The 24854-nt window shown below is 44.6% G+C and carries 16 protein-coding genes; 11 read left to right on the top strand and 5 right to left on the bottom strand.

Annotated elements, in window-relative coordinates; translation table 11 throughout:
- The first annotated feature begins 1 nt into the window (after position 1).
- The 5 genes from QUA77_RS20410 to QUA77_RS20430 are packed head-to-tail and all read left to right on the top strand — an operon-like array spanning position 2 to position 5311.
- On the top strand, positions 2 to 994 hold the full coding sequence (locus tag QUA77_RS20410) for an ABC transporter substrate-binding protein (RefSeq protein ID WP_333452126.1): 993 nt from the start codon (positions 2 to 4) through the stop codon (positions 992 to 994).
- Positions 991 to 1977 carry an ABC transporter substrate-binding protein gene (locus QUA77_RS20415; protein WP_333041063.1) on the top strand — a complete coding sequence of 329 codons (987 nt, stop codon included), beginning with the start codon at positions 991 to 993 and terminating at the stop codon, positions 1975 to 1977. The genes QUA77_RS20410 and QUA77_RS20415 overlap by 4 nt, the downstream gene beginning before the upstream one ends.
- Positions 1974 to 2966, top strand: a complete 993-nt coding sequence (locus tag QUA77_RS20420; RefSeq protein WP_333452128.1) for an ABC transporter substrate-binding protein — start codon at positions 1974 to 1976, stop codon at positions 2964 to 2966. The genes QUA77_RS20415 and QUA77_RS20420 overlap by 4 nt, the downstream gene beginning before the upstream one ends.
- The gene (locus QUA77_RS20425) at positions 2963 to 5047 is read left to right on the top strand and encodes a SpoIIE family protein phosphatase (RefSeq protein WP_333452130.1); all 2085 of its coding nucleotides are present in this window, start codon (positions 2963 to 2965) and stop codon (positions 5045 to 5047) included. The genes QUA77_RS20420 and QUA77_RS20425 overlap by 4 nt, the downstream gene beginning before the upstream one ends.
- Before the next feature lie 36 nt (positions 5048 to 5083).
- Entirely contained in the window at positions 5084 to 5311 is a 228-nt protein-coding gene (locus tag QUA77_RS20430; RefSeq protein ID WP_333041067.1) for a helix-turn-helix domain-containing protein, read from the top strand.
- An 82-nt stretch (positions 5312 to 5393) separates the two neighbouring features.
- Here the strand turns inward: QUA77_RS20430 and QUA77_RS20435 are convergent, their stop codons facing one another.
- From QUA77_RS20435 to QUA77_RS20455, 4 genes are all read right to left on the bottom strand, one after another.
- Positions 5394 to 6392 (bottom strand): poly(ethylene terephthalate) hydrolase family protein, encoded by a 999-nt coding sequence (locus QUA77_RS20435; RefSeq protein WP_333452132.1) that lies wholly within the window; start codon positions 6390 to 6392, stop codon positions 5394 to 5396.
- A gap of 270 nt (positions 6393 to 6662) precedes the next feature.
- Positions 6663 to 8042 carry a response regulator gene (locus QUA77_RS20440; protein ID WP_333452134.1) on the bottom strand — a complete coding sequence of 460 codons (1380 nt, stop codon included), beginning with the start codon at positions 8040 to 8042 and terminating at the stop codon, positions 6663 to 6665.
- Positions 8039 to 14815 (bottom strand): AAA family ATPase, encoded by a 6777-nt coding sequence (locus tag QUA77_RS20445; RefSeq protein WP_333452136.1) that lies wholly within the window; start codon positions 14813 to 14815, stop codon positions 8039 to 8041. The genes QUA77_RS20440 and QUA77_RS20445 overlap by 4 nt, the downstream gene beginning before the upstream one ends.
- A gap of 856 nt (positions 14816 to 15671) precedes the next feature.
- Positions 15672 to 20552: a CHAT domain-containing protein gene (locus QUA77_RS20455; RefSeq protein ID WP_333452138.1), complete on the bottom strand. Its 4881-nt coding sequence runs from the start codon at positions 20550 to 20552 to the stop codon at positions 15672 to 15674.
- Between the two features lie 134 nt (positions 20553 to 20686).
- Here QUA77_RS20455 and QUA77_RS20460 point away from each other — a divergent pair, with 134 nt between their 5' ends.
- The gene (locus QUA77_RS20460; protein ID WP_333452140.1) at positions 20687 to 20926 is read left to right on the top strand and encodes a hypothetical protein; all 240 of its coding nucleotides are present in this window, start codon (positions 20687 to 20689) and stop codon (positions 20924 to 20926) included.
- Between the two features lie 54 nt (positions 20927 to 20980).
- Positions 20981 to 21175, top strand: a complete 195-nt coding sequence (locus QUA77_RS20465; RefSeq protein ID WP_333042072.1) for a hypothetical protein — start codon at positions 20981 to 20983, stop codon at positions 21173 to 21175.
- Positions 21176 to 21280: 105 nt separating this feature from the next.
- Here the strand turns inward: QUA77_RS20465 and QUA77_RS20470 are convergent, their stop codons facing one another.
- The gene (locus tag QUA77_RS20470) at positions 21281 to 21571 is read right to left on the bottom strand and encodes a hypothetical protein (protein ID WP_333452142.1); all 291 of its coding nucleotides are present in this window, start codon (positions 21569 to 21571) and stop codon (positions 21281 to 21283) included.
- Positions 21572 to 21791: 220 nt separating this feature from the next.
- Between QUA77_RS20470 and QUA77_RS20475 the strand changes: the two genes are divergently transcribed.
- The 4 genes from QUA77_RS20475 to QUA77_RS20490 all read left to right on the top strand — a co-directional run bounded on the left by QUA77_RS20475 (position 21792) and on the right by QUA77_RS20490 (position 24802).
- Positions 21792 to 23333 (top strand): nucleoside transporter C-terminal domain-containing protein, encoded by a 1542-nt coding sequence (locus tag QUA77_RS20475; protein WP_333452144.1) that lies wholly within the window; start codon positions 21792 to 21794, stop codon positions 23331 to 23333.
- 220 nt (positions 23334 to 23553) lie between these two features.
- Positions 23554 to 24159, top strand: coding sequence for a DUF3318 domain-containing protein (locus QUA77_RS20480; RefSeq protein WP_333042068.1), 606 nt, complete (start codon positions 23554 to 23556; stop codon positions 24157 to 24159).
- 47 nt (positions 24160 to 24206) lie between these two features.
- Entirely contained in the window at positions 24207 to 24479 is a 273-nt protein-coding gene (locus tag QUA77_RS20485) for a hypothetical protein (RefSeq protein WP_333042067.1), read from the top strand.
- 116 nt (positions 24480 to 24595) lie between these two features.
- Complete coding sequence (locus QUA77_RS20490) at positions 24596 to 24802, top strand: HNH endonuclease signature motif containing protein (protein ID WP_333452148.1); 207 nt, start codon at positions 24596 to 24598, stop codon at positions 24800 to 24802.
- Positions 24803 to 24854: the final 52 nt, after the last annotated feature.

The following is a 24854-nucleotide window of genomic DNA, read 5'->3' on the forward strand; positions in this document are numbered from 1 at the left end:
TATGTCTAAACTACTCAATTTCATCTGTATCTTTATTATTACCGGCTGCCTACTGTTTGCTTGTCATTTTCCGGAACCTCTAAAAGTAAAACCTCCTCCCCTAAAAGTATCTTGTGTTCCTTTTGTTGGCTATACACCTCTAATCATTGCTCAAGACAAAGGATTCTTCAAAGCGCAAGGGGTAGACGTGGAACTCAGCTATGTAGGCTACTCACAATTCCAAGACGCGGATTTCAGTGCAGGGAAGTATGATGGGATCGGATTGACCTTGGGCGATTTGGTGATCTTGAGTGCCACAAATCCTGATATGCAAGCTGTGATGGTATTGGATGAATCGACAGGTGCAGACGTGGTAGTCGCCCAATCCGACATTAAAACAATCCCTAATTTGAAAGGAAAAAAGCTCGGTGCAAATCTAGGCAGCTTTAGCGAGGTTTTCGTTACTGAGATGTTGAAAGCCTCTCAACTGACGAGCGATGATGTTAGCCTGGTTAAAGTCGAGCCTTTAGAAGTTCCCAATCGCTTACAAAACAATGCTATCCAAGCCGGGCACACTTGGGAACCGCATCTTTCTGAAGCATTAAAATTAGGGGCGCATATCCTGTTTACAAGCAAACAAACCCCAGGCTTAATTTTGGATTTGGTCGCGTTTCGGGGTGAGGCGATACGCGATCGCCCCGAAGATATTCGCGCCTTTGTGCGAGGCTGGCTTCAAGGCTTGTCATATTGGGAAGCAAATATTCCCGAAGGAAACGCGATCGTGAGCAAAGCGTTGAATATGCCAATCAAGACAAGCTCTTTCGAGGGAATAGACCTCACTGACCTTGCAGAAAATCAAAACTTTTTTCAATCAGACAGCCCTAATTATATCTACAAAACTGCCCAGAAATATGCCGATTTTTTTATTCGCGCTGGCAATGTGACGCGCATTCCCAATCTAGAAACCTTGTTCAATTCTTCTTTTTTAACCCCCCCTCCTCGTCTGAAACCATGAAGCGCTCCTTTTTCACCAGCCTCTTTATTATTACCTGCTGGCTGCTGTTTGCTTGTCATTCTGTGGAATCTGTAAAAGTAAAACGTCCTCCCCTGAAAGTAAGTTTTGTCCCTTTTATTGGCTATATACCTGTCACCATTGCTCAAGAGAAAGGATTCTTCAAAGCGCAAGGGATAGACGTGGAACTGAGCAATGTAGACTACTCAATGCAACAGGCGGATTTCAGTGCAGGGAAGTACGATGGGATCGGATTGCCCTTGGGCAATTTGATTATCTTGAGTGCCACAAATCCTGATATACAAGCTGTGATGGTTGTGGATGAATCGACAGGTGCAGATGTGGTAGTCGCTGAATCGCATATTAAAACAATTCTTAACTTGAAAGGAAAAAAGCTTGGTGCAAATCTAGGCGGCTTTAGCGAAGTCTTCGTTACTGAGATGTTGAAAACCTCTAAGCTGACGAGCGATGATGTTAGCCTGGTTAAAGTCGATGCTTTAGAAGTTCCAGATCGCCTACAAAACAAGGTTATCCAAGCAGGGCACACTTGGGAACCGTATCTTTCTGAATCATTAAAATTAGGAGCAAAAATTTTGTTTACAAGCAAACAAACCCCAGGCTTAATTTTGGATTTGGTAGCGTTTCGGGGTGAGGTGATACGCGATCGCCCCGAAGATATTCGCGCCTTTGTGCGAGGCTGGCTTCAAGCCTTGTCTTATTGGGAAACAAATATTCCCGAAGGAAACGAGATCGCGAGCAAAGTGTTGAATATTCCCAGCAACAAAATTTCTTTCGAGGGAATAGACCTCACTGACTTGGCAGAAAATCAAAACTTCTTTCAATCAGACAACCCTAATTATATCTACAAAAACGCCAAGAAATATGCGGACTTTTTTATTCGCGCTGGCAATGTGACGCGCCTTCCCAATCTAGAAACCTTGTTCAATTCTTCTTTTTTAACCCCCCCTCCTAGTCGGAAACCATGAAGCGCTCCTTTTTCAACAGCATCTTTATTATTATTACCTGCGGGCTGCTGTTTGCTTGTCATTCTGTGGAATCTCTAAAAGTAAAACGTCCTCCCCTGAAAGTAAGTTTGATCTCTTTTGTTGGCCATAGACCGGGCCTCATTGCTCAAGAGAAAGGATTCTTCAAAGCGCAAGGGGTAGACGTGGAACTCAGCTATGCAGACTACTTACAATTGCAACAAGCAGATTTCAGTGCAGGCAAGTATGATGGGATCGGATTAACCTTGGGAGATTTTATGATCTTGAGTGCCACAAATCCTGATATGCAAGCTGTGATGGTTGTGTCTGAATCGACAGGTGCAGATGTGGTAGTCGCGGAATCAAACATTAAAACAATTCTTAACTTGAAAGGAAAAAAGGTTGGTGCAAATCTAGGCGGCTTTAGCGAAGTCTTCGTTACTGAGATGTTGAAAATCTCTAAGCTGACGAGCGATGATGTTAGGCTGGTTAAAGTTGATGGTTTAGAAGTTCCCAATCGCTTACAAAACAATGCTATCCAAGCAGGGCACACTTGGGAACCGCATATTTCTGAATCATTAAAATTAGGGGCGCATATCCTGTTTACAAGCAAACAAACCCCAGGCTTAATTTTGGATTTGGTCGCGTTTCGGGGTGAGGCGATACGCGATCGCCCCGAAGATATTCGCGCCTTTGTGCGAGGCTGGCTTCAAGGCTTGTCATATTGGGAAGCAAATATTCCCGAAGGAAACGCGATCGTGAGCAAAGCGTTGAATATTCCGATCACCACAATCTCTTTCGAGGGAATAGACCTCAGTAACCTTGCAGAAAATCAAAAATTCTTTCAATCAGACAGTCCTAATTATATCTACAAAACTGCCAAGAAATATGCGGATTTTTTTATTCGCGCTGGCAATGTGACGCGCCTTCCCAATCTAGAAAAATTGTTCAATTCTTCTTTCTTAACCCCCCCTCCTAGCCTGAAACCATGAAGCGCTCCTTTTTCAAAAGCATTCGTACAAAGTTAATCGTGTCGTTTCTCCTCGTTGCTCTAATTCCGTTGCTGCTGTTAGCATTTATCAACAAGCAGACAACTCAAAAGGCATTGACCGACAACGCACGACAAGCCCTATCTGCGGCGGCTAACGAAACCGCTTACAGAATAGATGGGTTTATCGATGGGAATCTCAATGCTGTGCGCGTAGAAGCGATTTTACCAGGTTTGGCGGCCTATCTGGGCCTACCTCCAGAACGGCGAAATGGTAGTCCCCAAGAGATGTTAGCGACTGAAACCTTAACCCGGCTCAGTCGCAAAGATATGCTTAATATTATCTCCTATGCCTTGCTCAACTTAAAGGGACGGAATGTACTCGATACGAATACACCGGATGTGGGACGAGATGAATCCGGCCAAGATTACTTCCAAGAACCGCTCAAAACTCAACTACCTTTTGTTTCTAGTATTAGGCAATCGACGACAATTCCCAACCTCGCTACGCTTTTTTTTAGCAGTCCTGTTCGCGATGCAAAGGGAAATATATTGGGTGTATTGCGAGTGACATACAATGCCACATCTGTCCAGCAGTTGGTGACTCGGGAAACTGAACGCGCAGGTGCGAAATCCTTAGCAGTTCTTTTAGATGATCACTATATCCATCTGGCACATAGCACTACACCTGAACTCCTTTTCAAATCGATTGTGCCTTTGCCGCCCAATGTTGTAGCGAAACTGCAACGCGAAGGGCGTTTGCCTAAGACTCTAACGAAAGAACTTGCAATCAATTTGCCCGACCTCAAGCAAGCTTTAGACACTAAACAGCCTTATCTAACCACACGATTGGCAGCTACGGGTAATAATGAGTTGAGCCTCTTAGCGATCGCCCGCCTGAAATATAAACCTTGGTCAGTTCTTTTCGCACAGCCCATTGCCGTTGCCCTAGCACCTGTAGAAAAACAAATACGTGATGCACTTCTTTTATTAGCAATCATCGCCACAATTGTAACTATCATCGCTTTGGCGATCGCACAACTATTAACAAAGCCTGTGATTTATCTCACCCAAGCGGTTGCCCAGTTTACGGCGGGTAACTTAGATATGCGTGTGAAGATGCGATCTGCAGACGAAATCGGTCTGCTGGCACGATCTTTCAATAGCATGGCGAGGCAAATCCAAGAATCCTTTGAAACCCTCGAAGACAAAGTTAAAGAACGAACAGCAGAACTCGCTAATGCTAATCAGGAAATCATTGCCCTCAACGAAAAACTCAAAGTAGACAACCTCCGCTTAGGTGCAGAATTGAATGTCGCGCGTCACATCCAGCAAATGATTTTGCCTAACCCTGAGGAACTGGAAATTGACGGACTAGATATCGCCGGATACATGGAACCCGCTGATGAAGTAGGAGGTGACTACTACGACGTGCTACAGATCGATGGTGTTGTCACACTGGCGATCGGTGATGTCACCGGACACGGCCTCGAAAGCGGCATTCTCATGCTGATGGCGCAAACCTCAGTTCGCACCCTGCAAGAGATTCGTGAACTAGACCCCGTTCGATTCCTGGATGTACTCAACCGTACCCTCTACAAAAACGTACAGCGCATGAACTCTGAGAAAAGTCTGACGCTGGCGATTTTGAGCTACTCCCAAGGAGTCATTAGCATCAGCGGTCAGCATGAAGAAACGCTAGTTGTGCGAAAAAATGGAGATGTTGAGCGCATCGACACGATGGAGTTAGGCTTCCCGATCGCGTTAGATGATGATATCGCAGAGTTCATCAGTCACATCCTGATTGAGCTAGAACCTGGAGATGGCGTGGTGCTTTATACTGATGGCATTCCAGAAGCCTATAACATCCGCAAAAAGCAGTATGGACTGAAGCAATTGTGTCAAGTAATCAGTCAAAATTGGCACAAGTCTGCCGCAGGAGTTAAGGATGCGGTGATTGTAGATGTGCGGCAACATATCGGTAAGCAGAAAGTGTTTGATGATATTACGTTGCTAGTCTTTAAGCGACAGGCTGACGTTACTGAAAAGGAAAATTTACTTAATGATATCATTGTCCAAAACTAGCTGATACAATGAAGAACAAAGTTTGAGTAATACTTTATGAAAGTAAACTACCAAGTAAGAATAGATTTAAAAGCAGACGAGTTAAAAATAATTCTGTCCGAGCAGCGCACTCTACCTAATAAACAAAAAATTCAGGCACTTTATTGGTTAAAAACAGGAGCGAGTCAAAGCCTTACAAATGTAGCTGAACGTCTAGGTGTACATAGAATTACTGTACATAGATGGTTAACACAATATACTGCTGGCGGTATGCCAGATAAGTGATGCCCCATAATAAAAATGTAGGCACACTATCTATTAGCGTTAATCTATATTACGTTTTTTTAGGTAGCTACTTAGAAGATGGTTAGGGAAGTGCAACGGTGGTAACACGGACATTCGGATCGAGGGCGTCACCTTGAGAGTAAATATAATCAAATGCCGATCGATCTTTAAGCATATTTGCCCGCAAAAATAGCGCGCTCCAACGGGCGATCGTTTCAATACCCACGGCTCGCTCTAAGGTAGCAGTATTGCGATCGGGGTTCGCACCAGCGGGGTTATTAACATCGGTAATGCCGAAGTGATTGGCACCCATAACAGTAATCAAAGCTTTGGGTGGTGTTTGAATTTGGTCAAAGGTGCTTTGAGATCGATCGGGCAGGGCGACACCATCGATAGATCCTTGAATCAACGCCACTGCAATGCCATCATTAGCGATGGGTACAAATTCATTAGCAATAGGATTCCGCAAGTTAGCTCCAAAAAATGCACCCGCTAATAGTTCTTTCGGGCGCGTAAATGGCTCTTGACACAAATACAATTCTGGGAGGCATTTATTAGCAATCACCGACAACCCCACTGCACCACCAAAAGAATGACCCAATAAACCAAGGCGCTGCGTATCGATAACAGACGCAATCGGGGATGTGGGCTTCGTGTTTTCGATCGCCATTTGCGACAAAACCGCAGCAATTTGCGAAGTTTCCGACGCCAAATTAGGGGGTGAACTGGGATTGAAGGGCGAAGGGCGCAAATGGTTCGGAACGACTACCACAAAGCCGTACCGCGCCACGTGGCTAGCGTAATCTGAATAAAATGTTTTATCTACAAGCGCACCTTGCAATAAAAGTACAATGGGGAAAGAGTAATTACCCGAATTAAGATCGGATGGTTTAGGATAATAAATGTCAGCTAAATCGTTATTAGCAGATATCGTCGTACTGTAAAAGCTAGTTTCTTTAAAGGGCGGTGCATAATCGATTGTTGTGGCAAAGACTTTGCTAGCAAGGACAACAAACGCAGCAATTGCACAAACAATTGCTAGGGTTTTTGCAGAAAAAAAATGAGGGTGGAAATTCATCATTATTTTTGGTTTGAGAGGGCGTGCATAAGCTATTGAAAAAAAAGCAAGTCGGCGATCGTTGGTAATTTAAGGAGCCTTGTCGGAAAAAGTTTCGGACTCTGTGACCAAGAGTTGGGGCGGGTTCACCAACAATACCTGCCAATAATTGACAATCTCAAAAACCCGCCCCGACCGGGATATTATGATTAATCTATCGGACATGATATGACTCCTAAATAAACACGATTCCCGATGTTACACCCTTTAGGAATACTTTGATTTTATTGTGGATTATAACCCGACCAAATCTTCTTTATAAAAACATTTTTTAGAAGAGTAGTGAATCGGAATTTCGATGGCTAATGTCGCCCCTTGATCCGGTATCGAAAAACAACGGAGTTGCCCGCCGTGGTCGTCCACTACAATAGCATAGCTAATCGATAACCCCAAACCCTTTCCTTTGCCCACTTGCTTCGTTGTAAAAAATGGCTCAAATATGCGTTGTTGAATATCTTCGGTTATGCCCGGCCCATTATCAGTAATATAAATACCCACTTGAAAATCGGAGAGTAACTTCGTGCAAATAGTAATAGTAGGGATGGGGCTGTTATCATTCGCCTCTTTTTCCCAACTTTTTTGTGACTGCAACGCATCAATCGCATTGGTCAGGATGTTCATAAAAACCTGATTCATTTGCCCTGCGTAGCATTCTATCTTTGGCAGATCCTCATACTCTTTTACCACTTTAATTATCGTTTGATCAGCTTCATCTTTCAGCCGATGCTGCAAAATCAGCAGCGTACTTTCCAGCCCTTCATGGATATCCACCGCTTTCAACTCAGATTCATCGAGTCGGGAAAAATTCCGCAGCGATTGCACTATTTCTCCAATTCTGTCAGCTCCTATGCTCATAGAAGCAATTAGCTTCGGCAAGTCATTCCTGAGAAAAGTGAAATCGATTGCCTCCAGTTGTTCCTGGATAGCGGCTGTGGGATTGGGAAAATCTTCTGCGTAGAGTTGCACCAGCCTCAGCAAATCTTCAGTGTACTCCGTTATGGGGCCGAGGTTCCCTTTAATGAAATTAATCGGATTGTTAATTTCGTGAGCTACCCCTGCTACGACATTCCCTAAACTTGACATTTTCTCGCTTTGGATGAGTTGAGCTTGTGCATTTTGTAACTGTTGTAGAGCCAGCTCTAGTTGTTGGGATTTCTTCCGCTCTTTAGCCTCTGACTCCTGCAATCGCGCATTTTGCTCGTGCATTTTTTTTTGCAAACGCTGAATAGTTAGTTGATTTTCGACACGAGCTAAAACTTCTTCTAAATGAAATGGCTTGGTGATGTAGTCTACTCCTCCCACAGCAAATGCTTTGACTTTATCCAACACTTGATCGAGGGCGCTCAAGAAAATAACTGGAATACCCGAAGTTCTGCAATCGGCTTTTAGGTGTTCGCAAACTTCATAGCCGTTCATCTGGGGCATTGTGATGTCGAGCAAAATCAAATCTGGTGGAGTTGAACGCGCTGCTTTTAATGCCATCTCCCCATTTATTACGCCCCGAACCTTATATCCTTTGTCGCTCAACATAGTGGATAAAAGACGCAGGTTGTCGGGGGTATCGTCAACCACTAAAAGATTGGCAACATGAGATTCTAATTGCTGGCTGTTCATGGGATAAATTTTTCTGTTAAGGCAGTAATTTTATCAAATCGAAAATTATGAATCCAATCGGTGAGAACCTCCGCAGAAGAAGTATCGGATTCAGGGATTGTGGCGACTAAACTTAAAATCAGGTCGGCATCAGCATCGATAGCTCCATGATGTAACTGTATCACCCACTCCGTAGGCATTTCCGCCAAAGTTGTCCTTAAATTTTCAGTTTTTTCTTCTTCTTTTACACTCAAGTCTTGACCCTCAAGCTGAGATAATGTAAAGTTCGGTAAATCTTCATAAATATACTGTACCCCTAAATGTTCAGCCATTTTTGCGAAAATCACTTCTTCTTGGAAAGGCTTGCTCACAAAATCGTCACAGCCTGATGATAAAACAATGGCTCGTTCTTCCTCAAAAGCGCTAGCGGTCAACGCAACAATCGGGGTAGCCTCATCTTTAATCTTGGCTTTAATTTGTCTGGTGGCCTCATATCCGTCTATCACAGGCATTTGCATATCCATCCAAATTAGGTGAGGTTTCCAAGTTTCCCAAATTCTAATAGCTTCTTGACCATTTACTGCTTCGCGCACCTCCAAGCCAAGCGGTTCGAGAAGATTAACCAATAGCAAACGACTCTCCCATTTATCATCAACCACCAAGATGCGATATGAGGGTTGGTTGGGTTCTAAACCAATTACCCGTTTTCTTGATTGTCGAGGTTGAACTTCAGCCATCTCAGGGGAGCTAATTTGGATATCAAAACTAAAAATTGTTCCTCGATTCAAGGTACTGCTGACGGTAATGTCTCCTCCCATCAGTTGTACGAATTGTCGGCTGATGGGTAAACCCAAGCCAGTTCCTTCTTGAGATTTCCGACCTGCGTCAGTTTGTACAAAAGCCTCAAATAAAGACTCTACCTCAGTAGGATCAATGCCGTGGCCCGTGTCTTCCACTTCAAACGTAATAGTCCGTGGTTCGTTGTCTGTTGGGGACTTTTGTTTTGCACTAATTGCTGCAACCCGAAGTGTCACACTTCCCTTCGTAGTAAACTTGATCGCATTTCCTAGCAGATTAATTAAGACTTGACGCAATTTACTTTCGTCAGTCTTTACATACTGAGGAATGTTAGAATTGATGTGCCAACTGAGCTGTAAACCTTTAGAATCAGCTTTGAGTTTGAGCATTTCTTCTAGAGAATGGAGCAAATGATACAGGTCAAAGCTAGTAGGATTTAATGTAATCCGACCTGCCTCGATTTTAGACATTTCCAGAACGTCATTAATCAGCGTCAGCAAATGCTCGCCAGAACGACTAATGATGGCGATCTGTTCCTGCTGTATGTGAGAAAGGGATGGGTCGCGTCCCAGCACTTGGGTAAAGCCGAGAATTGCATTGAGGGGAGTTCGCAATTCGTGACTCATTTTTGATAAAAATTCGCTTTTAGCCTTGTTAGCCGCATCTGCAACTTCTTTGGCTTGTTGTAAGGCTGCCTCTGCTTTTTTGTCCTCCGTAATATCGCTGGCTGTGCCAGTTATTCCTAGAATGTTTCCCTCGGAATCCCGCACTACAAGTGAATTAAACCGGAGATTGATAGGTCTGCTGTCTTTAGCTAATTGTATGGTTTCATACTGAAATACGGACTCTCCATTCAGCATACGTTGGAATATCTCGTTATCTTTGGGAAGTTGTTCAGGTATCTGAAACTCACTGAATTTTCGCCCTATCATTTCTTCAGGGCTGTAGCCAAAAATCTGTTGGACGGCAGCGTTGACGAAGGTATAACGCCCTTCAACATCAACTGACCAAATCATATCCTGCGATGTTTCAACTAAGTCACGGTATTTAGCCTCGCTTTGTTTGAGCGCTTCTTCTACCCTTTGACGCTCGGTGATGTCGTTAGTGACTAACAGAATACACGCTTCTCCACCCAGTTCAATAATATCTGCTGATAACAGCATCTTCCTCACCTCGCCTGAAGAAGTACGACAATCAAATTCCTGATTGCGAACCACTCCTGATTCTTGTAATAGCTGTTTGTATCTGTCACCTTGTTCTAAATTCAGCCAAAGATTCAACTCAATTGCTGTAAAACCAATTACCTGTTCGCGAGAGTAACTAAAAGTGCTGAGGAAACTGTCGTTCACTTCGATGTAGCGTCCATCTGCGAATCGGGCGATCGCGATCGGGTTAGGACTGGAACGAAAGGCTTTAGAAAACTTTTCCTCAGACTTGCCCAAGGCTATTTCTGTCTGCATTCTGACAGCCATTTCCTGTTCCAATTCTTGCGTTCTTTCTATAACCTTACGTTCCAGTGTTCGCGAGTATTCCCCTAATTGATCGTAAAGTTGAGCATTCTCAATAGAAATAGCAATTTGTGCAGATAAAAGTTTTAACAATTCTAGGCGATCCGTAGTAAAAGCCCCCTCAGTCAAATTATTTTCCAAATAAAGAAGACCAGTCAGCTTACCTTGGTGCAACAGAGGAGTGCAAAGAATAGACTTCGGTTGAGTAGCTGCAATATAAGGATCGCGGGTAAATTGTCCCTCTTGGGCAGCATTATTTAACACCACATTTTCCTGAGTGCGAATCACATAATTGGCGATCGCACAAGCCAGCAAAGGAGTACCCCCAGAAGCTGCTGTCGGATTGAGAGGAAGCGATTGCAGCACACTAACTTCATCCTCATTCACCGAACCTTCCGCCTCTAGCGCCCAATTTCCCCCTTTTTCTAAAATCAAAAAACCTTTTTGCGCCCCCGCATTCTCGATCGCAATTTTCATCAATCTTTCCAGCAACCTACTCAAAACAATTTCACCCGAAATCGCTTGTGAAGCTTTCATCACAGTAGTTAAATCTAACGTCTCCCCCAAATTATTGCTAGTAGTCGCCGTGGTAGTGCGATTAACTTTAGTTTGAGTAGTTGTCTTCCCTGAAGTTCTCGCGATTAATTGAGGATATTTTTCCTCCAAACTCTCAACTTTACGTTTAGCACCCCAGTATTGGTAGCCATAGTGAGCTTTAGTCAAATAGATTTGGGCAAATTCTTCTTTACCCTTCCCCAACCAAAACTTAGCAGCAAGTTCCGCCGCCAGCGCTTCATTCTGAATAAAATCATCCTCTCTAGCCTCAGCTATCGCGCGATCGTACAAATCCATCGCCTCCAAATCTCGGCCTGAAATCCTCGCCATTTCTGCCCCCACTAGCGAGAATTTATGTGCGAAACTTCCCCAGCAGTTATCCGCCCAAATTTTGATTTGTTTCTGATTAGCTTCTAATTGCTCCCAGTAATCTTTTCGCTCCGACTCAGAAACCTCTGAATACAAAGCCGTTAAGATCAGACAACGGTAAAAATGATGGTGAGCACTAGAAATATGACCCATCAAATAATCAATAAGTTCAGCAGCGCGATCCGATGCTTCTAGCGCCTCACTATACAGTCCGTAAAGATATAAAGTCTGCGCTTTTAAAACATAAAACTCGCACAGCGCGGCCATACTTTTACGACTGTGAAAATTTTCTAAATGCTGTTCTTCGCTAACTTCATCCTCTTCGCCCATCAAATTTAAAATTGCTATCTTATTAGCAATAATAATATCAATCGCCCATAAATTTTTAGTTTGCTCGCAAAAATGGAGCGACTTGGCAATATCTTCCAAGAGATTATTTAAATTCATACCCTGGAAGAAATAGGTAATAGTTTGAAACATCCGGTTATAACCCGTCCATTGCAAATTGCCCGATTGCAAGCCAACTTTATAACCTTCGTTATTAATTTCCGCCGTAGTTTTGAGCGGTCTCACCCAGCAGTTTAAGTAATTGGCAAAAATCACACTATCTTGGCAATTTTGAGACAAGTTATTTGAATTTTCGCTCAGAGTCAGAGCGAGTCTGCCAAACTCATAAGCAGATTGGTAATCCCCTAAAATTGAATTCAGGATAATTCCATAACATGAATAGCAGTAAGACCCTCCCGCTACAAAACCGTACTTGAGAGAAAGATTAATCGCTTTAATCACAGTCAACTTCCACAGTTCTTGAGATGAAAAGAACGTTAGCGGCCCCATGTTGCCCAATAATTTCATGCCCATTAGTTGAGCCGGGTCTTTCATCTTTTCTGCATTAATTAATGAAGCAATTTCTTGGTTTGCCAAGTTGGCTTTAGCTGCCACCATTTCCGCATTAACCGCCTCGCTTAAATTATCTTCAGCCAAGTCTATGCCCAGCAATTGAAGGGCTTTTAATCCCGATTGAACTGCTGCTTCATATTTACTCAGCAGAGTGTACTGCACGATCAAAATGTTGTAAATTTCTGCCTTTTCTAGAGCAGATTTTGCCCGGGCAAATGCCAGTTCTATTAAAGCTTCTGATTCTTCAAAATTGCCGTTTAAATATTCGGCTTCTGCCAGCTCCTTATGAAAGGTAAAAGCTAGTTCGTAGGATTCTAGCCAAATATCGCCCGGTAAAATTTCTCGACCGATTTTTAAGTAGTCTCTGGCAGCAGCATAAGCCGTTGCATCTTTGGCTTTGCGAGCGGCTGTTAAATTTAAAATAGCTAGTTCAGTTTTCTCGTGATCATCAATGATTAAATTCCGACCCGAATTCAAATGATCGACAATTTCAAAAATTCTTTCGGCTCGTCGCTCAGGAGAAATATTTGCCAGTAACAGACGACCAATTTGTAGGTGAATTGCTGTTTGCAGTTGGGAGTCTATCAAAGCGTAACCTGACTGCTGCACGCGGTCGTGCAAAAATTTATAAGTAGTAATTACCAAGTCTGAGTTAATTATTTCTGATTCTGTAGCACCTAACTCAGAAGTAGTTAAGATTAATCCCTCTTGGATGGCTGGCAAGAGTTCTTGAAAGGTGGCTCCCCACGATTTCTCATTAATAATTGCCAGAGTGTTTAAGTCAAAACTATTACCCACGCAAGCAGCTAAACGCAAAACTTGCTGAGTTGATGGGGGCAGTCTTTTCAATTTTCCCAGCATCAATTCAATGACGTTATCAGTAATACCTACTGATTCAATTTCTGAAATATTCCAATCCCAGTTGCTTTTTTGAAAATTGAATTTCAGGAGGTTTTCTTGATAGAGAGTTTTGAGAAACTGATTTACAAAAAAAGGATTCCCTTGAGTTTTATTGAGCACTAACTCTGCGAGGGGGAGCGCTGATGTGGTGTCTTTACGAACGGTATCAGCAATTAAGTTATTTATCTGGTGAAGGTGTAAGGGAGCTAAAGTAATTCGCTCGATTCTTGCACCTTGATTTTGCAGCTCGTCCAAAGTCATCATTAAAGGATGAGATGGGTTAACTTCGTTGTCTCGATAAGCACCAATTAGAAATAGATAGTTGGTTTGCTCATCTGCTATCATTACTTGTAACAATTTCAATGTGGCGGCATCAGCCCATTGTAAATCGTCGAGAAAGATGACTAAGGGATAGTCAACTGAACAAAATACGCGGATGAATTTTTGAAATACTAAATTAAAGCGGTTTTGTGCTTCTGTAGCGCCTAATTCTTGTACGGCTGGCTGTTGGCCAATGATTAATTCTACTTCAGGAATGACATCTACAATAATTTGACTATTAGCGCCAACGGCAGCTAATATTTTTTCTTTCCAGGTAGTGAGTTGATTTTCGCTTTCTGTTAAGAGTTGCTTGACTAATGATTGAAAGGCTTTGACAACGGCCGCGTAAGGGATATTTCGTTGAAATTGGTCGAATTTTCCTGCTATAAAATAACCTCTGGCTTTAGTAATTGGTTTATAAACTTCTTGTACTAAGGCGGATTTTCCAATGCCAGAGTAACCGGATACTAGCATCATTTCGGTGCTGCCCCTGCTGACTCGCTCAAAGGCTGCTAATAAGGTTTCAACTTCTGTTTCTCTGCCGTAGAGTTTTTGAGGGATTTGAAACTTATCTGTAATATCTTTTTGTGCGATCGCAAAATCTGCAATTCCTCCCGTAGTTTTTAATTGTTCTAGGCATTCTTCTAAGTCAGCGATAATGCCCCAAGGACTTTGATATCTGGCTTCAGCGGTTTTCGCTAATAGCTTCATCACAATATCAGAAACAGCTTTAGGAATTTCTCGATTGATTTGGTGGGGCGGTACTGCTTGTTTGGCAATGTGACAGTGGATTAATTCCATTGCATCGCTGTAATCCCAGGGCAATTGCCGCGTTAGCAGTTCGTAAAAAGTGACTCCTAATGAGTAAAAATCAGTGCGGTAGTCTATCGCTCGGTTCATTCTACCTGTTTGTTCTGGCGATATATAGCTAAGAGTGCCTTCTAAAACATTAGGATTTTTCAGGCTAGGATTTTCGCGCTTTAAAACAGTAGAGATGCCAAAATCTATAATTTGAACTCGCCCTGTGCTTGAGTTAATAATAATATTGCTGGGATTGATATCTTTATGAATAATTTTATGTCTATGAATTTCTCCTAAAGCCCTAGTTATTTTAATAGCTGTTAATAAAAAATTTTCTAAGGTAAGTTGATGAGAAGCCAACAATAGCTTTAATGACTCTCCACCACAATCCTCGAAAATGATAGCCAAACTGTTATGGGATCTGTCTAAGCTGTAGGTTTTAGGCACACTTTCTAGGTTAAGATTGTGTGTAATTTCGTATTCCTGCTTGTATCTGACTAACGAAGCTGGGATCGGATAATCTTGTTTGAGAAATTTGATGATTACGGGTTTGTTGTCTTGCTTTCTCAGTCCCCGGTAAACTAAAGAATTATTACTTTCATGGATTTGGTGGGTAATGTCGTAGCCCGGTAAGTTAATCATTCTTACATCCTCTTGTGAGTATTAATACTCAATTATTTTTTTAGAAATTGTTAATTAATTAAGTAGATGTATCCTCTAATACATAATAATATCCGCAACTTTAAGAAAAACTTAAGTTTCAACAGAAAAGTTATTTTTTATTAACATTTCTTAAAAATAAGACGGCTAAACATTCCGGTCAGGAGTACGATCGCTCCACAGTTTCCTGCAAAATCCGGCAAAACAGAGTGAAGTGCGATCGCCGTTAATCTTCATAGGAAATTTGGGCCTTGCATAATTAGAGTATAAATAGGGCGAATCACCATGCAAGGAAAGCGAGTGCAAATTAATCCATATCCGTAAAAACACTAAGAAAAAAGGAAAACAGAACCACATTTGTGTCAAATGTGGCTGTCAATTGATCGCTGATTATGAGTCCCACGCCTGGTTACAGCGAGACTGTGAAAGCCGAATGCCTAAAAATGTATGTCAATCGTATAGGTTTTCGGGCAATTAACGAATCAAGGTAGTTCTTCACACCACCCTAATAACTTCGGTAACACTTGTGAGAAAACTCTTACCAGATGCTTATCACCCCGAAGTCATTCCACAAGTCGGTGAGATCGATGAATTACAGACTTATGTGAAAAAAAACATAAAATCTGCCTACGGACACCCGTTGACCACTTTCGTTCAGGAATTTTAGAATGGGTATTAGGATATCATAGTTCCGAGACATTTGATAGCGTTTCCGGTTGCATCGGAAACGATATAAGTCCTAAATACATTACCTAAAATTTTAGGATGTTTCAGTTACTGCACCCTTGATATCTTGATTCAGCAACGCCTCTTTTTCCCTCTTCATTCAACATCTCCATTACCAAGGATTGCCAATCATTGTAAAGGCGGCCCAATAATAAGGATGCGAAAGCACTCGATCGCCCCGCGCCGCAATTTCTGGAGGCAAAATTAGACCCCCAGAAAGCCCTTCGGCTCGCAACATCCCGTCTTGAATCCGCACGCGCCCCCGCAGCATCTCCAATTGCGCGCGCCGCAAAGCCTCCGCTTTAATCATCAAATTGCCACCGCGTCTGGGGGCACGCAACTGCCGATAAAACTCAGTCATCAGCCCCAAAGTCCCATCATCGCTGACTTCCCACAAACTCGCTAAAGCGGATCTAGCACCGCTAGCTACCGCCAAACCCGCAAACCCCAACTCCGCCTCTTCGTCGCCCAAAGCGGTACTGCACGCGCTTAAAACTAACAGATTCACCGGCGGTTCATTCCACCGCAACTGTGGCATTTGATCGATACGTAATTTAGTATCCCACAACTGAATGTAAGAATTTTTCGGTTCCCCAGGCTGGAATTCGCTGTGAGTTGCTAAGTGAATGATTCCAAAAGGCTGATTTGCCCGCTGAGCTTGCAAATTTCCGAGAGTAAAATCTTGATTCAAAAATGATTTTCCTTCTGAGGGCGGCGCGATCGACTCTAACTCCACCGGTACCGCTGGTAATGGCGCTTTATCTTCAAATACCGACGCCCCCATTGCCAAAACTTCATCATCCGCAATATTGTCGTAGCCGATATCAGTCAAACTCAGACTCGGCATCACGCTAAGACTGTATTGCTCAACTAAAAATTGTTGGCCATTGTGAAGAGCAGCAAAGGGCACACTCCGCAAACCTGCTGCCGGAATTACAATTAAATTGTCAATCTTTAAAGCTGTCAATTCTGCGGCAACTGGTGCAATTAACCAGCGATAAAGTTTTTGAGCCGAATCCAAATAACTAATGCTGCTTCTTCTTCTGGGATTAGTTATTTCGGTTTGTAGGGCGTCCGCCAATTGCAACACCTGCCACCGCGTTGTCGCCGGAACTACAACGCGCATCGGTTCAGCGTTAGCTGTGACTAACACTAATTCTAAATGCTCCCCGTTAGGAACATCGGGAATTTCTTGGCTCAGTGGCGACAACCTCTGGGCTAACTTATCTTCTAAGGGGCGATGGGGCCCGGAGGTGAGGTTTTTTCTCACAGGCAATAGATTAGATAAATCCTGACTTGCCACCAGCACTGAACCATTTTCTTGGGCTGCGGCTGCATCCGATCTCCTGAGCCAATTCATATAAATGATGGCAGATTTTGTCCCGGTAATTTGTTCGTTTTTGCGAAGAGTTTCGTAAATCACCGATAGATTAGTAATCGGCTTTCTTGGGGGCAAATCCAGATATTTTTCGTACTCGCGAGTAAAGGTTTGTTCAAATTCTAAAACTCCCGAACCTGCCCCATCTAATCTGCGAGAAGGAGCGAAAATATCCTGGCTCATTGCGGAATTTCTATCTCGATTGGGCGATCGCAATTCTACTTGCAAAGATGCAGGAAATGACTGCTCCGGATCGCGATTTACGGACTCTAGAGGCGGTTCGGGAATTGGTTCGGGAATTGGTTCGGGAATTGGTTCGGGAATTGGTTCGGGAATTGGTTCGGGAATTGGTTCGGGAATTGGTGCAGGAGTAGAGGGCGCGGCCGGTGTAATTAGGGAAATCTGATTTGGTAAACTTCCTTGGGTGTAACTTTGTCCAAAAGAAAAAGTGGGAAAAATGGTGTTTCCCACGCCAGCATTAATGCTTCCTCTGGTTCCATTGTCGATCGCGCCGCCAACTACAAACGGTCGATCGATACCGCCTCCGTGGCGAATTGCGATCCCCCCCGCCCCCGCACCTCCGGTAGTAGAAATACTGGAAATATTGCCCGATATATCATCGTTGAAAACATTGTTCGAGCCAAACAAACCGAGGGTTCTCACATCAACGCTGCCGCCAGTACCACCAGTGCCGCCTCTAGCGTTGATAAAGCCCAACTGAATGTCACCAGTCGCGTTCAGAGAGACGCCCCCGCCGTTGCCGTTTGAAGTGCCGCTGGAGTTGATATCTAGAGCGGAAATCCCCGCCTTCGAGGTGACAGCAATATTTCCGCCGATCGCCCCCGAAGCGTTCAAAGCTCCCGCAGTTAAAGGCCCAGCATTGGTTTGGAGAGCGATCGCGCCTCCTGTACCCGCCGATGACGAGTCGATCGCACCTGCTGCAACAGTATTTCCCTCAACCCGAATCCTCCCACCGTTCGAGGTAATATTACCAGTCCGAACCTCGCCGCTTCCTTGCAGGTTCACGCTGCCGCCATCCGTCCTTAAATTACCCTCTAAGAGGACATTTTCTGCCTTGATATCGGCTCCCAAAGCGGCCGTGCTGTCCCCCCCGAAGGTAACAGAATCTCGCGCGTTAACGCTCAAAATGCGCGCTGTAATTGTGGAAGCAGCCGTAACGCTAGCAGCGTCAGCCGAGAGCAGGCCCAACCTCTGAGTTTGACCGACTAGGCCCTCAAAAGTAATGTTGCCGCCAGCCCGCAGCGTCAAATTATTAGCCCGGCCCGGGATGCTGTCGAGGGTATTGCCAAAAGCAATATTGCCGGTAGTGGCGGTTAGGGCGGCGGTGCGATCGACTGTGACGTTACTATTGAAATTCATGTCGCCAGATGTCGCAATATTGCCCGAAACCAGGGTACTACCGGCGTTGACAGTCAAACTCGCCAGCGGTGCAGCTTGACCGACTGTAGCGCCGAACAGCACTCGCTGAGCGTCTAGTCTCAGGGCGCGAGCTCCGTCTAGGCTACCGGAGAACAGAATGTTGCCCCTAGCTTTTGTGCTCAAAGCCACGTCAGCATTGAGGGATGCGTTTCCTGTAAAAGTGAGATCGCCGCCGGATGTCGCAATGTTGGCGTTGAGATCAGTTTGAGGCGCGTCGAGAGTCAAGCTAGCGCTGCCACTTGTTCTGAGGGGATTGTCGATCGCGATCGAGCTGCCTTGAAGTGTCAGCGGGCTGTTGAAGGTAATGGGTGCGACGATCGCGATCGACGAGCTGCTAACGTTTTCGCGCCCGATCGCGATCGAGCCGAAACCCCCCGCCAAAGCGCCGAGATCCGTTGCCGTCAAGTCTAAAATGCCCAAAATATCGCCGGTGCCACCGATCCGAATCGCTCGGCTGTCGTTGGGTTGCAAGCGAATTGTTCCCCCCGCACTGCTGACAGAATTGCTGCCGCCTCTGAAGTCAATGCCGTTACCAGTGATAGCGATATTGCCGCTGTTAGCATTGAGTCCGCCCAGAGAGATGCTGCTGGCGAAAATGTTGATGTTGCCACCTTGAGTCTCTATTAAATCGTTGGGGTCATTGACAAAAAACACTCCGCCCGATCTAAATGTTACGGTGTCTCCCGCGATCGCTTGCAGCGAAAGTTTGTTATCGGGCAAGTCTTGGAGGGTGATGTAGCCCGGGGTTTCTAGAACCACGTTGCTGCCGGCCGCCATCTGTTCCAACTGCACTTCTGAGATCGATGTTTCATTGGGTTCTGGTGTCGCTTCGAGTCCGCCACCGGTTGATGGCGCGCTGCTGTCGCCGTTACCGCTGACGATCGTAACATTTGCCGGATCGAGCCACAAATTGCCGATCGCGCCGTTAGTCGCGCGGGTATCGACCTCTCCTTGGAAAGTTAAAGCATTTTTGCCGGAAACTTCTACTCTGCCGCCGTTACCTGCGGCAGTGCCGCCGCGAGCACTAATATTGCCCAAGAAGCGAGTTATATTGTCTGACCAAATTACCGCAGTGCCGCCATTGCCGCGGTCGATCGCGTTTGCTGCGATCGTAGAATCAGGACTAACATAAGTTACCTGGGCGTTTGGCACTGGTTCCATCCCCTGGAAACCGCCTCCGACGCGCACAATACCTCCGCCGTCAGTCCCGGAAGCATTGATATTTGCGCCGAAGAGTCCGACTTTTTCCCCTAAAATATTGACTGTGCCGCCAGCATTCCCAGAAGGGCCAAATACATTTACAGAACCGGAGACGATCGCACTTCCGGCAACTGCCGCCACTGTTTTGTCGCCAGTCAGTACCAATTGACCTTGTTCGTTAGTCGTTAAACCTGTGGCTGACGCTACGCCGGGACCCGTTAGCAACTGAGGCAAAGAAACTGGGGCGATCGCAGATTTTTCTGACTGCAAAGACGGAGTAATTTCTAAACTCAATAAATTGCCGCTTTGACTGATGCGGACTGCATTTTGTCCCGGAACAGCAGCCACAGTAATTTGACCGTTGGGAGCGGATAATTCTCCTGTATTAATAACGGTGCCACCGAGCAAAGTTAAACTTTGCCCGCTGCCAACTGCCAAGTTTCCCGCATTGACAATTGCACCAACTTGTGAGTTATTAAAATTAAATTGATTGGGATTTCCCAGTAAAGCTTTGTAATCATTAATGCCGCTAGAATTAAACCAGCGATCGCCGAAACCAATACCTGTAGCCGTTGTCGCAAAAAAAGACCCCGGTACGTTTAATCTAGCATTTTGACCGAAGATAATTCCCGCCGGATTCATTAAAAATAAATTTGAGGTGCCGCCGCTTACAGAAATCAGACCGTTAATGACGGAAACATTGTCGCCGGAAATCCGCCCTAAAATATTTTGAATGTTGGGATTAGTTAGAAAATTAGCAATTTGACCTTCGCTGAGATTAAATTGGCTGAAGCTGTGAAACAGATTTGCCCCGTTTCCTGACAGTTGTCCGCCACTAATGTCTGTGCGGTTTTGCTCGGACTTCACAACAGTATTAATGCCGTCATTGGCCGGAACGACAGATTGCGATCGAACTGCTAGCGGTAGCAGCCAAAAACCTAATGTCAAAATTAGAGCAGAACGAAAATAGGTCATTGGAGGAAGCCATTAGTCATTAGTCATTAGTTCTTAGTCATTAGTCATTAGCCGGAAGGAAGAGGGAATTCAAAAAAGCCAATTCTCCATTACCAATTTTAATCTCTTATCGTTTTGATTTTTTTTGAGCTGTAATGTTCCGCCAGAGTGCCAATAAACTTAAAAATGTCGATCAAACACCGCCACCGCCGGGGCGAATCGACTTTGCAGGCACAGGGGATCAGTCGATCGCACTCCAAAACCACCCGTTCCCAGAATGTCGGAAATTTAAGGCAAATTTTGTATTTATCTGTCGCCAGTGTATTGACAAAATCCCCCCAGAGTCCTATGATTGGAGCACTGATTGGGTGGAACAGCAAAAACCCACACCATAACTGGCTCCTCTAATAAAGTTAAAAACAAAATATTGATGCTTTTAGAGACCAACCATGCAAACTCCAGCTTTCCCATTTCTAACTGAACAAATAGTAGAACGGATATTTTCGTCAGGCGAACTGACTCGCGATGACAGACACCGAATTCAGTCAATGCTCTTAAATGAGTCGATCGGCGAAAATGAATTGAGCTTAATTGAAAGAGTCATGGAAGGCGTAGTCAAGGGAATACTTGACGTGATGAATTAGTTGATAACTGGCGCTAACATATCTAAATGTAGGGTGCGCCGAGGCGCACCTTAGCCTAATTTTAAATAAAATCGAAAATCGAAAATCGAAAATTCTGTCACCGTTCTAAAAATCATCATCCGGGCCGTCATCGGGGCTGTCATCCGAACTCTGATCGCGACGCACAAGTTCAGAAGGAGGCCTATCGTTACTCCATGCCCACCAAACGCCATCGCACTGGCAACGGTAAAATTCTTGCCACTTGCGGCGGTTGAACTCGGTGTATACTGGCGATCGGCGATTAATCCAGACCTCAGTGGCATCCGTGCAGCTAGCGCCACACTTGGGGCAGCAAAACTCATTAGCGTGAACCGCCGTCGCAGTCCATTCAGGAGGATGTGGAGCAAAAGCTTCCATGTGTTAGAGTTTCTATCTAAACTGCTGGTAATTACGGCAAATCAAGGGTTGCTAAAGATCCGCAGAGTTCGGAATGACCTAAGCAATGACATAAGTACGCTGTTGAGTGCGTAATTCATCTGCCCGTTATTTTTTTTAGTATTTGCCGTCAGATGAATAGTATAACTGATGTGGTGCAAACCGTCGATCGGCATTCTCAACTATTTCAAGGACTAGGCTCATGTCTATCTACAATCTTATCTCGTTTCTGGGCATTTTTGGCTTATGTGCGATCGCCTGGGTTTTTTCAGAAAATCGCAAAGTTCAGTATATACCTTGGCGCGTCATCACCTGGGGCATTGGACTGCAATTAGTCTTAGGATTTTTAGTATTCCTGTTCCCCCCAACTCGCATCGCCCTAGAGTGGTTTACTGGCTTACTCGATGGAGTATTCACCGCTGCTGACGCTGGAGCGAGGTTTGTATTTGGAAGTAATGTTGTACCGATACCTGGTAAAGATCCGGCAGTTAATTTAGGATATATTTTTGCCTTTAGAGCTTTACCGACAGTCATCTTTTTTTCTGGCCTCATGGCCTTGCTATACAACATCGGCGTGATTCAAATTATCACCGAACTTTTTGCAAAAATCTTTTATACGACTATGCGGTTGAGCGGCGCAGAAGCCCTCAGCGGCGCTGCTAATATCTTCGTAGGAATTGAAGCGGCAATTGTCGTCAAGCCTTATTTGCCGAAAATGACTCGTTCGGAACTTTGTGCAATCCTCTCTTGCTGTTTTGGGACGGCAGCTTCTTCAACTTTAGCAATTTACGTTAGTTTTCTCAAGCCAGTTTTTCCAAATATTTTAGGACACTTAGTTTCCGCTTCAATTATCGCCATTCCCGCTTGTTTTGTTCTCTCCAAAATCTTAGTACCCGAAACAGGCGTGCCGCTGACAATGGGCGGCATTCCCAAGGAAGAACGGAAGCCTAAAGGTCGCGAATTTGTGGGCGAAGAAATTGCCGAAAATGACGGTGAGATCCGCCAACAAGAGACAGTGGGCGGAGAACCCATCGAACGAGTCAGCCCTTTGGATGCCGCGATAATTGGTGCATTGGACGGTGTAAAAATGGCAGTGGCAATTGCCGCTGTTTTGATTTTAATCTTAGGCTTAGTTTCCTTAATTAATCAATTCTTTGGTTGGCTGGCAATTTTGCCAGGCCCAATTGGTGGCTTTTTCAAAGTTGTCACATTAGCCAACATTATGGGATTTTTATTTTATCCCCTGACGCTATTAACAGGAGTCTCCATTGACGACTCTTGGCAAGCATCAGTAATCATCGGTCGCAGGCTATTAGAAACAGCCATTCCGCCCTATCAAAGTTTAGCAGAAGCGGGGGCAAAAGGACTGGTGAGCCCTCGTACAGTTTTAATTGTCAGTTACGCCCTTTCCGGCTTCGCCCACTTAGCCTCCGTCGGCATATTTGTCGGCGGTACGATCGCCCTAATTCCATCCCGCCGCAAAGACATTTCCGAACTCGGTTGGAAAGCATTATTTGTCGGCACTTTAGCGACAATGATGATCGCTTGCATCGCGGGTACCTTCGACACCGGAGACGCCAGCATTTTAGGCGCTAAAACAGCCCCTGCTGCCCCGCTAACATCCCCTGATTCTCCAAAATCACTGCCATCCCCAACCGCTAATTCAAAGCCATCAGTTGCCCCAGCAATTGCCAGTCCGAAGCCTTCGCCGAAGAGTGAAAAAGCAACTCCAAAAGCTCAATAATCTCCCAAATCAGACTCTAAGAAAAGCCCTTAAATGAGCTATGGGAAAAGGACACGGCAATGCCGTGTCCCTACAGATTAGACTCAAATTGCAAGCATTCCCAAACTATCTAAAAATTATCTGCGTTTATCTGCGTTTATCTGCCTTAAATCTGCGGTTGACATATTAATCAAAATTTTCTGCAATAGGTCTAATTACCAATAACCAATTCCCAAAAAATATGAATCCAGATCCAGAAATTCGCCGCCTGTTAGATGTGATGCCCGCTTCCGGCCGCATGATGTGTAAAATTATTAATAAGCCCCAACAATCAACGGTAATTGACTGCGATTTTCCTTTGCCTTGGAATCAATCTCGCCCGATTTATATTAATTTTGATTTGTGGCGGCTGCTATCTAAGCCGCAGCGGGATTTACTGCTATTGCGGAATGTCAGTTTTCTGTGCAATTTTAAGTGGTTTAAACCGGATATTTATCAAGGTGCGGCTCTGGCGGGAATTGTCGGGACTGTTGTAGAATTGTTGCAGGGAGATGCGATCGGCACTGCGATCGCGGGCGGTTTGACGGGACTCGCCATGACTCGAATTTGGCGCGACAACCGCAGTTCCCAAGTAGAGTTAGATGCTGACGAGGGGGCGATTAGAGTAGCGGGAAGGCGTGGCTACAACGAAGCGGAAGCGGCCGGACATTTGCTTGGGGCGATCGAGGCTGTGGCGCAGATTGAGGGGCGCAGTTTGGATTTTAATGAGTTGATTCGGTGTCAGAATTTAAAGGCGATATCGGGTATTTCGGCCGTGGGCGTGCCCGATAGTGTCAGGCAAGATTGACAAAAACGTAAATATAATCAAGACGGAAACCGATAAAATCCACAACTATGCTAATCCTGCAAAAACTGGAAAACCTGCGCGATACTCTACCTATAGAAGGAGCTGTACGAATTGAATTAGTGGAAGGCCTACCAATTTTTAAAGCCTACACTGCTGTCCAAAATAGCATCCAAGAATTGTGGGAAAAACAACAAACTTTGCCTCTAAATCCTGACGAAGAACAAGAACTCAATCTTTACGAAGAAATCGACGATTACCTCAGTTTTGTCAATCGGACTGTCCGCAATCTTTTCTTGGGCCAGATTCAGCCTACTGTGTAGAAATGTCCGCTCGCCGTCAAATCCCAGAAAATATCCAAAATTAAGTTCGTCAGAGAGCAAACTGTCTGTGCGAATATTGTCATGCTTCCGAACAATGGCAGTACGTATAGTTTACTATCGAACACATCATTCCCTTAACTAAAAATGGGAATAACGACATTGAAAATTTAGCATTAGCTTGCTTTCACTGCAACCGCAATAAATTTGATAAAACTAGAGCGATAGATGCTCAGTCAGACGTAGAAGTACCGTTGTTTAACCCCAGACAAGATAGTTGTAGCGAACATTTTATTTGGTCCTGGGGGGGTGACAAAGATGCCTAAGAGATAGACCGAATCAGGGTTGCAGCCCGCATACCTTGTTGGTAAAAGCGGC

Origin of the sequence: Microcoleus sp. K5-D4, assembly GCF_036704575.1 — a bacterium.
In the GTDB taxonomy this organism is placed as follows: Bacteria; Cyanobacteriota; Cyanobacteriia; order Cyanobacteriales; family Microcoleaceae; genus Microcoleus.

What these genes read in the sequence shown, in the direction of transcription:
- QUA77_RS20465 (WP_333042072.1), top strand. Translation starts at nt 20,981, where the DNA reads ATGCAAACTCCAGCTTTCCCATTTCTAACTGAACAAATAGTAGAACGG.
- QUA77_RS20440 (WP_333452134.1), bottom strand. Translation starts at nt 8,042, where the DNA reads ATGAACAGCCAGCAATTAGAATCTCATGTTGCCAATCTTTTAGTGGTT.
- QUA77_RS20410 (WP_333452126.1), top strand. Translation starts at nt 2, where the DNA reads ATGTCTAAACTACTCAATTTCATCTGTATCTTTATTATTACCGGCTGC.
- QUA77_RS20480 (WP_333042068.1), top strand. Translation starts at nt 23,554, where the DNA reads ATGAATCCAGATCCAGAAATTCGCCGCCTGTTAGATGTGATGCCCGCT.
- QUA77_RS20455 (WP_333452138.1), bottom strand. Translation starts at nt 20,552, where the DNA reads ATGACCTATTTTCGTTCTGCTCTAATTTTGACATTAGGTTTTTGGCTG.
- QUA77_RS20460 (WP_333452140.1), top strand. Translation starts at nt 20,687, where the DNA reads ATGTTCCGCCAGAGTGCCAATAAACTTAAAAATGTCGATCAAACACCG.
- QUA77_RS20435 (WP_333452132.1), bottom strand. Translation starts at nt 6,392, where the DNA reads ATGATGAATTTCCACCCTCATTTTTTTTCTGCAAAAACCCTAGCAATT.
- QUA77_RS20430 (WP_333041067.1), top strand. Translation starts at nt 5,084, where the DNA reads ATGAAAGTAAACTACCAAGTAAGAATAGATTTAAAAGCAGACGAGTTA.
- QUA77_RS20415 (WP_333041063.1), top strand. Translation starts at nt 991, where the DNA reads ATGAAGCGCTCCTTTTTCACCAGCCTCTTTATTATTACCTGCTGGCTG.
- QUA77_RS20475 (WP_333452144.1), top strand. Translation starts at nt 21,792, where the DNA reads ATGTCTATCTACAATCTTATCTCGTTTCTGGGCATTTTTGGCTTATGT.
- QUA77_RS20470 (WP_333452142.1), bottom strand. Translation starts at nt 21,571, where the DNA reads ATGGAAGCTTTTGCTCCACATCCTCCTGAATGGACTGCGACGGCGGTT.
- QUA77_RS20425 (WP_333452130.1), top strand. Translation starts at nt 2,963, where the DNA reads ATGAAGCGCTCCTTTTTCAAAAGCATTCGTACAAAGTTAATCGTGTCG.
- QUA77_RS20445 (WP_333452136.1), bottom strand. Translation starts at nt 14,815, where the DNA reads ATGATTAACTTACCGGGCTACGACATTACCCACCAAATCCATGAAAGT.
- QUA77_RS20485 (WP_333042067.1), top strand. Translation starts at nt 24,207, where the DNA reads ATGCTAATCCTGCAAAAACTGGAAAACCTGCGCGATACTCTACCTATA.
- QUA77_RS20420 (WP_333452128.1), top strand. Translation starts at nt 1,974, where the DNA reads ATGAAGCGCTCCTTTTTCAACAGCATCTTTATTATTATTACCTGCGGG.